Here is a 10831-nt window from a genome sequence, read left to right on the forward strand (position 1 = left end):
CCGGCGGGCACGGACATTACCCGGAATCAGCGCGCCGGGCATGGCTAAGCTGGAATCATGCGGGAGGACTTTAGGGAAGCAGTGCTGGCCGTGGCCGCGCTGATTCCCCCGGGCCGGGTGCTGGCCTACGGGGACATTGCCGAACTGCTCGGTGCCGGCGGGCCGCGGCAGGTTGGGTCAGTGTTGTCCAGGGAAGGAGGTTCGGTCCCCTGGTGGCGGGTGATCCGCTCATCAGGTGAGCCCCCTGCCTGCCACGGACGGCGCGCATGGACGCATTACCTGCAGGAGGAAACTCCACTGCGGGGCAGCGTGGAACCGGACGGGTCCGGTTACCGGGTCCGGATCAGCCAGGCACGGTGGCAGCCCGACGACGCCGGCTGGGAAACACTTGATGCGCTGCGGAACCGGCTGGCTGCCGGCGCATCGCCGGCAAAGCAGGGAATGTCACCGGGACATGGTGAAGTGGAGGTATGAGCATCAACCTGCGGCTAGTTCCGCCCGCCGCGGCCGGCCAGGCCGCACCGCAGCTTAGCCCGGACCAGCGTGCCGCCGTCGAGCGCCCGGCCGGGAGCGGGCCCCTCCTTGTACTGGGCGCACCCGGAACCGGAAAGTCCACGGTCCTGGTGGAAACCGCCGTCGAGCGCATCACACACGGCGGATTGGATCCTGCCGGCGTGCTTCTGCTGGCACCGTCGCGGCTGGCAGCTGCCGCGCTCCGTGACTCGCTGTCCGCCCGGCTGGAACGAACCATCAGCGCCGCTCCGGCACGGACCTGGGCGTCCTACGCCTTCGACGTCATCCGCCGTGCCAAGGCCGAGGGCCTAATGCCGCACGTTACCCGCGCCCCGAAACTGCTGTCCGGTGCGGAACAGGACGTCATCATCAAGGAGCTGCTCGCCGGGCACGGACAGAACGGCGTGCCGCAGCTGCCCTGGCCCGACTCACTGTCCCTGGCACTGGGCACGAGGGGGTTCCGCCAGGAGATCAGGCAGCTGTTTGACCGGGTGATTGAACTCGGGCTCGCTCCCGAACAGCTGGAGGACTTTGGCCGGCGGTACGGGAGGCAAGACTGGATTGCTGCAGCGCATCTGTACGCCGAATACCGCGATGTCCTGGATCTGCGTATGCCGGAGGCCTTCGACCCCGCCGGGATCATCACTACGGCAACGGACATTCTGGCCTCCGAGCCCGGGTTCCTGGCGGCAGAGCACGAGCGGCTCCAGCTGATCCTCGTTGATGACCTCCAGGAAGCCAACGGCGCGATCCACCGCCTCCTGGGGCTGCTGGCCCGGGACCGCGAAGCCGTGGTCACTGCCAGCCCGGACACCGTGGTCCAGGGGTTCCGCGGCGCCCGCCCGGATCTGCTCGGTGACCTGAAGAACGTGCTGGGTTCCGATCTCCAGACCGCGGTGCTGCAGACCCAGCACCGGCTGGCTGAACCCGTCGCCGCCGCCTGGCACCGCTGCGCCTCACGCATTTCCGTGGTGAAGGGACTCGCCGCTGCGCGGACCCCCGGCGGCCGCAGCGGAAATGATGGAACCGGTCCGGTGTCGGCGACGGCCCACGTGGTGGATTCGCCCATGCATGAGCAGCGTTACGTAGCCCAGCGGATCCTGGAAGCGCAGTTGCTGGACGGCCGGCAGCTGGAGGACATCGCCGTGATTGTGCGCACCGGAGGCCAGCTGGCACGGATCCAGCGCTACCTCATCAGCCAGGGGATCGAGGTGCGTGTGCCGGTGGCTGAAAAGGCTGTTCGCGACGAAGCCGCCGTCCGGCCCCTGCTCGATGCCTTCGGCGTTGTGCTGGACCAGGACCTGCTGACTCCGGAACTGGCGGACTCGCTGCTCACTTCACGGATCGGCGGGGCAGGATCGCTGGACCTGCGCAGGCTGCGGCAGGCGCTGCGCCGTGAAGAACTTCGTGCGGGCGGCGGGCGCAGTTCCGACGCCCTGCTGGTGGAGGCACTGCTGGACCCGCTTTCCGACTCCGGGCTGGCGCTCGCCGGACTGGGCTGGGAGGCGGCGCCCGCCAAGCGGCTGGCAGCTATGCTGCGTGCCGGCCGCGAAGCAGCTGGGCAGCCCGGTGCCAGTGCCGAGACTGTCCTGTGGGCTTTGTGGTCGACGTCGGGGTGGTCCAAAAAGTGGGCGGAAGCCGCCCTCTCGGGAGGATCGGCGGGAATCCGGGCCGACCGGGACCTGGACGCGATCATGGCACTGTTCCAGACTGCTGAGCGCTACGTCGACCAGCTTCCGGGCTCCACACCGGCACAGTTCCTGGACTACCTCACCAGTTCCGAACTGCCCATGGACACCCTCGCAGCCAGGGCACAGCAGCGTGGCGCGGTTGAACTGCTGACCCCGGCCAGCGCCGCAGGGCGCGAATGGCCCGTGGTGATCGTCGCCGGTATCCAGGAGGGTGTCTGGCCCAACCTCCGTCTGCGCGGGGAACTGCTCGGCAGCGGGGACCTGGTGGCAGCCGTCGAGTTCCCCGACACCGACTACCGCTCCGCCCGCAACCCGCAGGCGCTGATGCAGGCGACCCGCTACGACGAACTGCGCAGCTTCTCCACTGCGATCTCCCGCGCCCGGGATGTGCTGGTCTGCACGGCCGTGGCTTCGGATGACGAGCAGCCCTCCCAGTTCCTGGACCTGGTGGACCCGCTGCCTGACGGCGTCGGAGTTCGCCCCCGCACAGAGGTCCTGCGCCCGCTGACCCTGCGCTCCCTCGTCGCGGAACTGAGGGCCCATGCCCAGCAGGCCGAAACCGATCCGGAGACAGCGCGCGAAGCGGCTTTCCACCTCGGCCGGATGCTCCGGCACCCGGTCCGTGTGCCCGGAGCTGCGCCGGCGGAGTGGTGGGGTCTCCGTCCGCTGTCCAGCACCGGACCGATCCTGCCGACCCAGGCACCCATTCCGGTCTCGCCTTCCAAGGTGGACGCCGTGATGAAATCACCCCTGAGCTGGTTTGTTTCTGCCGTGGGCGGGGAACAGGCCACCGATTTTGCCCGTTCGCTTGGCACACTGGTTCACCAGATCGCCCAGGAGATGCCCGATGCCACCGGCACCGAATACACGCAGGAGCTTCGCAGGCGCTGGCCTTCCCTTGGCATGAAGGACAACTGGGAAGGGAAGACAGATCTCAAGCGGGCCGAAACCATGGTGGGCAAGCTGGCGGAATACGTAATCAAGATGCGCCAGGGCGGCAGGTCCCTGGTTGCCGTGGAACAGGACTTCGAAGCGGCAATTCCGGTGGAAGTCCGAAGCGCAGTCCGGACGGCCCTGCTGCGCGGCCAGATCGACCGGCTGGAGAAGGACGCCGAAGGAAGGCTGTACATCGTGGATCTGAAGACCGGCAGGAGTGCGCCGAAGAAGGCGGACCTCGAAGGGCACCCCCAGCTGGCTTCTTACCAGGAGGCAGTTCGGGAAGGCGCGCTTGACGAGGGTCCACGGGTCCCGGGCGGCGCTGCCCTGGTGCAGCTGGGCACCAGTTCCAAGGGCGTCGCTGTGCAGGAGCAGCCGCCGCTGGGCCCTGATGACACCAGTGCGCTGGAAATGATCCAGCAGGCCGCGGCGCTTATGTCTGATGAGAAGTTCGACACCGTTCATGACCCCGCGCGCAGCGGACACGGCGGACACGGCGGACACGGCTGCCGGCTGCCGGAGATCTGCCCGCTGTGCACTGAGGGAAAGCAGGTCACGGAATGAGTGTCGACGTGAGTGATGACGTGGAGCAGAACACGCCGTTCCAGCCGCAGTACTCTGCCAGGAGACTGGCGGAGATGCTGCACGACGGCGATCCGCAGGACGTCCAGTACCCCACCGGGGCCCAGCAGCAGATCATTGAGGGTCCGTTGGAACCGCTGCTGGTGGTGGCCGGAGCAGGGTCTGGAAAGACCAAGACCATGGCCGACCGCGTGGTCTGGCTGGTGGCGAACAAGCTGGTTGCACCGGAACAGATCCTCGGCGTTACCTTTACCCGCAAGGCGGCCGGGGAACTGGCCAGCCGTATCCGCGGACGGCTGCGGCTGCTGGAACGCAAACTGGGGGAGGACACCGGTGACCATGACCCGCAGCTCGAAGCTGCGGTCTCCACCTACCACTCCTATGCCAACGGCATCGTCAATGACTACGGCCTGCGCATCGGCGTCGAACGTGACTCCGTAATGCTCGGAGGTGCCCAGTCCTGGCAGCTGGCCAACGAGGTCGTGGAGGCCTACACCGGGGACTATGAGCATTTCACCGCCGCTAAATCCACTCTGGTCACTTCGGTGCTGCAGATGGCTTCGGAATGCTCTGAGCACCTAAAGACGCCGGCGAGGGTCCGTGCCGAGCTCGAGAAGCATGTGGCCGGGGTTCTGGCCCTGCCATACCAGGCAGGCAAGCCCAAGCAGCCCACCCAGGCGGCAAAGGACCTGGTCAACAAGCTCCGCACCCGTATCTCGGTTACGGAGCTGGTAGAGGCTTACCAGCGCGCCAAGACTGAGCGCAGGCTGCTGGACTTCGGTGACCTCGTGGCGCTCGCCGCCCGCATTGCCGAGGAGATCCCCGAAGCACGCGAGATGGAACGTGCCAAGTACAAAGTGGTGCTGCTGGACGAGTTCCAGGACACCTCCCACGCCCAAATGGTCTTGTTCTCCACGCTCTTCGGCAACGGCACTCCGGTAACGGCGGTGGGCGATCCGCACCAGTCGATCTACGGTTTCCGCGGGGCATCCGCGGGTCAGCTGGGCACTTTCCGGGAGCACTTCCCGCGGTTCAATTCCGACGGCAGCCGTTCGCTGGCCGGCGTCGCCAACCTGTCCGTGGCCTGGCGGAACTCAACCTCCATCCTCGCTGCTGCCAATGCAGTCTCCGGAGCCCTGAACGCACCGGTGCCGTGGCTGAAGAACAACCGGCCGCTGGACGTCCCGGAACTGCAGGCCAAGCCAAAAGCGCGCGTCGGCGATGTATTCCTGGGCCGCTACCTGAGCGAGAAAACCGTCACCCTGCCGGACGGTACCGTGAGCGTGGGGGAAGCCGAAGCACTGGCCACCGAGATCGCCCGGGTCCGCACCCAGTGGTTTAGGCACCCCAGCCATGAAACCGATGGCCGCGGGAACGCGCTGCCGCCCACTGTGGCTGTGCTGTGCCGCGGCAAGAAGCAGTTCGACTCGATCCGCCGGGCGCTGGAAGACCGGGGTATCCCCGTGCAGATCGTAGGCCTTGGCGGGCTGCTTTCAACCCCGGAGATCGTGGACCTGCTCGCAGTCCTGAGGGTCCTCAGCGATCCGGGACGCTCTGACTCAATGCTCCGCATCCTTGCCGGGGCGCGCTGGCGCATTGGTCCGGCAGACCTGATGGCGCTGGCTGACTGGTCACGGCACCTTGTCCGGGTCCGGGAACGGGCTGTGCGGGTCCAGGATCTCTCGGATGTACACGGGCCTGATGAAACCGGCGCCGCCGTCGTCGAAACCGATCTCGCGGAAGCCGGAAGCCTGGTGGAAGCCGTGGACTACCTGCCCAAACCGGGATGGGTCTCCAGCGCCGGACGCACGCTGACAGAGGAAGGGCTGGCCCGGCTGAGCGCTCTGCGCGATGAACTGCGGCAGCTGCGCGGGTACGTCGGGGAAGACCTGACCACCCTGATCGGCGAGGTGGAGCGCCGCATCCTGCTGGACATCGAGGTAGCGGCCAAGCCGGGTATCAGCATCCACGAATCCAGGCGGAACCTGGACGCGTTCATCGACGCAGCCGCCACATTCAGTGCCTCCGCGGACCGTGTGGACCTCGCGGCCTTCCTGGCCTGGCTGGAAGTTGCCGACGAGGAGGAGAACGGCCTGCCGGTCACCGCGCTGGAGACCTCCCGCGAAGCAGTCCAGCTGCTGACAGTCCACGCGTCCAAAGGCCTGGAGTGGGATGTAGTGGCCGTACCGGGTCTCTCGGAGGGCCAGTTCCCGAACGCGAAGGATTCACGCTGGAGCAGCGGAAACTCCGCCATCCCGTGGAACCTGCGCGGAGACGGACCGGACCTGCCGCAGTGGGACTGGGAACAGCCGGACCAGAAATCCTGGCTGGAAGCCGAGAAACAGTTTGCCGAAGATGCGCGCGGCCATGCGGAGCGCGAAGAGCGGCGGCTCGCCTATGTGGCCTTCACCCGTGCCAAGGACATCCTGTTCTGCACCTCCAGTGCCTGGGGCGGCGGCCGGACCAAGCCGACACCGGCGTCGCGCTATCAGCTGGAACTCTACGAACTCGGTAAGGGCGGTGCACCCGGCTACCATCTTCTCTCCTGGCTGGAACCGGAGGACGAAGGGGACGAGAACCCGGCGAACGCGGCAGTGGAGCGGGCCAGCTGGCCCAAGGACCCGCTGCCTGCGGAGAGGCGGGCGGCCATGGAAGCCGCTGCCGAAGCGGTGCTCGCGGCCGCCCGCGAATCCGTTCCGCCGGCCGGGTCCCGGGACAAGGGCGCTGTTTCGGAGACCGGGAACGACGTATTCGAACCCCGGCGCTGGGGGCGGGACGTAGAGCTGGTCCTTGCCCGGCACCGTGCGCCGGACGAGGTAATGGAAGTTGAACTGCCCGCCCATATCTCGGCCTCCATGCTCGTGGACCTGCAGGATGATCCTGAGGCAGTGACCCGACAGCTGCGCCGTCCTGTTCCGCGGGAACCGGGGATGGCAGCCCGCAAGGGAACAGCGTTCCACGCCTGGATTGAGGAGTACTTCGGCCGCAGCGGCATGCTCGACATTGACGAGTACCCCGGGGCCGCAGATGCCTACGTTGACGAGGCTTACCAGCTCGAGGACATGGTGGCCACGTTTGAAGCTTCTGAGTGGGCACAGCGGACGCCGGCTTACATCGAGGTTCCGGTCGAGACACGGGTCAACTCCGTCGTCGTCCGGGGACGGATCGATGCCGTGTTCCAGGATGAGGACGGCGGCTGGGACCTGATCGACTGGAAGACGGGCGCTCCGCCTTCGAAGGAGAAGCTGGCGGTCCGCTCGGTGCAGCTGGCGGTTTACCGGCTGGCCTGGGCGAGACTGAAGGGTGTTCCCCTGGAAACGGTTCGTGCAGCGTTCTACTACGTTGCGGCAGACAAAGTGATTCGTCCGCACAACCTTCTTGGGGAAGAGGAGCTGGAACGGATCATCCTCGATGCCGCAGGCGGTTCGGATGCATAAGGCCGGATGACGCCGGCTTTCCGTTCGGGCCATGGCGCGGGCGGAGAAACCTGAACAGCGCCGCCGTCCCGGACCGGACGGCGGCGCTGTTCGTATTGTGTGCTGTGTGCCGGCTACGGGGTGGCCCGGCGGAGGGTCCCATAGGATCCGGCTGCCAGGACCACTCCGACGAGCAGCAGCCAGCCGGTCAGGGCCAGGGGTGTGAGCTGCATGAACCAGGCGCCCACCGAAGCCCACGAGTCTGTGTATGACGCGAGTCCAACCGCGCCAAGCAGAAGCAGGCCGAATCCGACGAGTGCTGCTACCAGGCCCGTGGTCCTCCATCGCCGGTAAACGGTGGCGAACCAGAAACCGAACATAAACAGGAGAATTGTCAGCGCGAAGTACAGCAGGATCTGGACCCACCAGGCAGACTCAACGACCCAGGGCAGCGCGTAGATGTTCCCGTCGACTCCCCAGCCGTTCGTTGCCTGTTCCACCAGTCCCAGCACCCAGTACAGGACACCCAGTGCGAGTGCCAGGACTGAGAACAGTCCCAATGTTCCGATGTAGAAGGACCGGCGGCTGACGCTCATGGCCTGCGAAAACGGGAAGGTCAGGCTCAGCGACTGGACGCCGGCCGCCAGAAAATACCACATGACCGCCTGGCCGGAGAACGCCATCCTGGTGCCTTCGCCGCCGTCAGACGGGACCATCGCCAGGATCGCGATGGCGATGAGCGTGGATGAGGCGATGATAATTCCCGGGATGCCAAGGTACAGCCACTTGTTCAGCAGCTGCATACGCGCGACGGCGAGGGGGCGGTTCATCGCAGGACCTCCAGATCCTTCTCGTTATTCTCCTGATGGGAGCCGTAGTGTTCGTTGGCTTTGAGGGTGCGCCGGATGATGAGCTGCTGCAGCGACACCGGGGCGAGTTCCAGCCCAAGGGCCTGCGCCCGCTGCCGGTCATCGGCGGACAGCGGAGTGTCCACCGTGACCGAGGCCAAAGCGCCCAGTCCTTCCCGGTGCAGGATCGGACGTCCCGCAACGAACTCCTCCACGGAGGACGATTTCCCTGCCACCGCGAAGGCGGATCCGGTGATGGCTTCCACCTCGTCATCCATCACGATGCGCCCGCGGTCGATGACGATGACGTGTTCGAGCAGGTTCGCCACTTCGTCGATCAGGTGGGAGGAAAGAATGATCGTCCGCGGATGGTCTGCGAAGTCGGTCAGCAGCCGGTCGTAAAAGAGCTGCCGGGCGACGGCGTCGAGTCCCAGGTACGGTTCGTCGAAGAAAGTCAGCTCTGCCCGGGATGCCAGCCCGATGATCACGCCGACGGCGGACAGCTGGCCACGGGAGAGTTTCTTGATCCGGTGCTTCTTCGGCCGGGGGAGCTGGAAATCCTCGAGCAGGGTGTCCGCGAGGTCCTTGTCCCAGTTGGGGAAGAACAGGGCAGCTGCATCCAGGGCATTCCGGACAGTGAAGTCATCCGGGTATTTCTGCGACTCCCGGACGAAGCACAGCCGGGAGAGGACGTGCTCGTTTTCGAATGGGTTTCCGCCGAACACCCGCACTTCGCCGGAGGTGGCAAAGCCCTGTGCGGTCAAGATGGACATCAGGGTTGTCTTCCCTGCGCCGTTGCGGCCCAGAAGGCCGTAGATGCGGTTTGGGGCGATGTCGAGATTGACGTCGTCAAGGGCCACCTGGTCCTTGTATCGGCGGGTCAGTCCGCGGGTTTCTATGACGTTCATGGTGCCGGGGTCCCTTCGTGTTCAGCGGCACTGCGTTGGATGAGGTTTGTGAGTTCCTCCATGCTGATCCCGAGTTTCCGGGCCTCCAGATGGAGTGGCTGGACGTATTGGCGGTAGAACTGCTCCCGGCGCTTGGCCAGGACCTGTGCACGGGCTCCGGGTGCAACGAACATGCCGATTCCCCGGCGCTTGTAGAGGAGTCCTTCGTCAACCAGAAGGTTCACGCCCTTGGCCGCAGTGGCCGGGTTGATCCGGTAGAAGGCTGCAATCTCATTCGTTGACGGCACCTGTTCCTCCTCCGCCAGCACGCCGTCCAGCACATCTGACTCGATCCGTTCGGCGATCTGCTGGAAGATCGGTTTGCTGTCGTCGATCACGGCATCCTGCTTACGCTGGCTTGTTGGTTCATTACTTGACTAACTAACCATGGAACCAGGATGTCCGTCAATAGTGCTCCCAAAAATAAAAGCCCGCCTGAAAATCAGGCGGGCTTTCACTGGGCTTTGCAGCGATACCGGGGTGTCAGGAGTTCCTGGTGTCTTTGGCTGCAGGGGAATCAGCCACAACCAGCGGAATTGCCGTGGTAGCGGGACCCGCTTCAGCTTCCTCGCCGGTCTCATCCACATCCGGAGCGGGGGACTCCTCCGGGGTTGGCAGAGCGTCTTTCTCGGCCCTAACCTCTGCGGGCTCCGCCGCCGGCTCTGGTTTGGGGGACGGTTCCGGTTCCGGAATGGGCATAACCGTAACCTTGCCGCCCCCGGTGGACGGCCTGGTGCCGGTGGAGACGGCGGGGGCGCCCGGTTTTGCGGGAACCGCCTTAGCAGCGGAGCCGGTCTGCAGGAGCGGCTCGGCCTGGACCGCGGGACTGGACGGCGCCGAGGGGCCCGCAGCAGCATCCGCACCGGCATCCGCTGCGTCCTCCAGCGCCTCTTCCTGGGCCAGGATGTCCGCTTCCAGCGTCGCGAGCATCTCTTCGGCTTCCTCCACCATTGACTGGTTCTGAGCAGCCAGCCCGCGGACCAGCCACTGGGCAAGGGCAAACTCCGCAGACAGGGCTGCCCGCCTGATTAGGTGGGGGTCTACGGCATCGGGCCGGGCGGCAACGTAGGCGCTGTGGACTGTGTCCGTGAAACGGGAGTTGTTCGCCGCGATGAGCCAGGCAAAATCATCTGCGGGGTCACCGATCCGCAGATCGGTCCAGCCATTCACGGCGCTGATCCGGTTCCCGGAAATGAGCAGGTTGTCCTCGTGAAGGTCCCCGTGCACCACAGTGGGGCTAAAACGCCAGAGTCCAACGTCCTCCAGTGCGTGCTCCCAGCGGCGCAGCAGGGTCGGGGGAATCTTGCCGGTCGTCGCGGCCTGGTCCAGCTCATTCAGCTTGCGCTGGCGGAACTCATTGGCCGTGTAGCTCGGCAGGTCCGCGTTGTTCACGAGGGACTGCGGGAGGGCATGAATGGCGGCCATCGCACGCCCGACGTCCGCCGCGAGATCACCCCCGGCCACGGCCAGCTCGTCAATATCCTTTGTGGCCCCGGGAAGATGGGAGTAGACAAAGGTGCACAGCTCGCCCTGACGGACGGTTCCTGCGACATAGGGCAGCGCGAAGGGCAGTTCGGCGCGGACAGCCGGCACAAAAGCCCGCAGAACAAGCAGCTCAGTCTCCAGGCGCATGCTTGCTTCCACATGCTTGGGGGAACGCACCCGCCATTGTTTTCCGGCGTCGTCAACCAGGAGCGCGGAGTCGAAGTCCGCGGCGTCGTCGGGCGAACCGGCCACGCCGGTAAGCGCCAGCGCCGGTACGGCGGCGCTGGCCAGGGCTGCCAATTCCATGGGTGTGCGTTTCACACTTTCAACCGTAGGGGCAGATGTGGTGCGAGTAACCCATAGGCACCCGGCGAGTCGGAAGAGCGTGAGGAAAAACTCAGCCGGGGATGCCG

The 10831-nt window shown here is 65.8% G+C and carries 7 protein-coding genes; 3 read left to right on the forward strand and 4 right to left on the reverse strand.

Translation table 11 applies throughout. The features are described 5' to 3' along the window. The first annotated feature begins 57 nt into the window (after positions 1 to 57). The 3 genes from FYJ28_RS04950 to FYJ28_RS04960 are packed head-to-tail and all read left to right on the forward strand — an operon-like array spanning position 58 to position 7159. The gene (locus FYJ28_RS04950) at positions 58 to 474 is read left to right on the forward strand and encodes an MGMT family protein (protein WP_154578449.1); all 417 of its coding nucleotides are present in this window, start codon (positions 58 to 60) and stop codon (positions 472 to 474) included. Further along, positions 471 to 3704: an ATP-dependent helicase gene (locus FYJ28_RS04955; protein ID WP_154578450.1), complete on the forward strand. Its 3234-nt coding sequence runs from the start codon at positions 471 to 473 to the stop codon at positions 3702 to 3704. Before FYJ28_RS04950 ends, FYJ28_RS04955 begins: the two co-directional genes overlap by 4 nt. Then, complete coding sequence (locus FYJ28_RS04960; RefSeq protein WP_154578451.1) at positions 3701 to 7159, forward strand: ATP-dependent DNA helicase; 3459 nt, start codon at positions 3701 to 3703, stop codon at positions 7157 to 7159. Before FYJ28_RS04955 ends, FYJ28_RS04960 begins: the two co-directional genes overlap by 4 nt. Positions 7160 to 7272: 113 nt before the next feature. Here the strand turns inward: FYJ28_RS04960 and FYJ28_RS04965 are convergent, their stop codons facing one another. From FYJ28_RS04965 to FYJ28_RS04980, 4 genes are all read right to left on the reverse strand, one after another. Beyond that, entirely contained in the window at positions 7273 to 7968 is a 696-nt protein-coding gene (locus FYJ28_RS04965; RefSeq protein WP_055239511.1) for a hypothetical protein, read from the reverse strand. Beyond that, positions 7965 to 8894 carry an ABC transporter ATP-binding protein gene (locus FYJ28_RS04970; RefSeq protein ID WP_055239512.1) on the reverse strand — a complete coding sequence of 310 codons (930 nt, stop codon included), beginning with the start codon at positions 8892 to 8894 and terminating at the stop codon, positions 7965 to 7967. The genes FYJ28_RS04965 and FYJ28_RS04970 overlap by 4 nt, the downstream gene beginning before the upstream one ends. Further along, positions 8891 to 9271: a GntR family transcriptional regulator gene (locus tag FYJ28_RS04975; RefSeq protein ID WP_055239513.1), complete on the reverse strand. Its 381-nt coding sequence runs from the start codon at positions 9269 to 9271 to the stop codon at positions 8891 to 8893. Before FYJ28_RS04975 ends, FYJ28_RS04970 begins: the two co-directional genes overlap by 4 nt. A gap of 145 nt (positions 9272 to 9416) precedes the next feature. Next, positions 9417 to 10739, reverse strand: coding sequence for a macrolide 2'-phosphotransferase (locus tag FYJ28_RS04980; RefSeq protein ID WP_326831514.1), 1323 nt, complete (start codon positions 10737 to 10739; stop codon positions 9417 to 9419). Positions 10740 to 10831: the final 92 nt, after the last annotated feature.

Source organism: Arthrobacter sp. BL-252-APC-1A (assembly GCF_009696625.1).
In the GTDB taxonomy this organism is placed as follows: Bacteria; Actinomycetota; Actinomycetes; order Actinomycetales; family Micrococcaceae; genus Arthrobacter_B.

Coding starts and splice junctions, on each gene's coding strand:
- FYJ28_RS04950 (WP_154578449.1), top strand. CDS start 58: ATGCGGGAGGACTTTAGGGAAGCAGTGCTGGCCGTGGCCGCGCTGATT.
- FYJ28_RS04955 (WP_154578450.1), top strand. CDS start 471: ATGAGCATCAACCTGCGGCTAGTTCCGCCCGCCGCGGCCGGCCAGGCC.
- FYJ28_RS04960 (WP_154578451.1), top strand. CDS start 3,701: ATGAGTGTCGACGTGAGTGATGACGTGGAGCAGAACACGCCGTTCCAG.
- FYJ28_RS04965 (WP_055239511.1), bottom strand. CDS start 7,968: ATGAACCGCCCCCTCGCCGTCGCGCGTATGCAGCTGCTGAACAAGTGG.
- FYJ28_RS04970 (WP_055239512.1), bottom strand. CDS start 8,894: ATGAACGTCATAGAAACCCGCGGACTGACCCGCCGATACAAGGACCAG.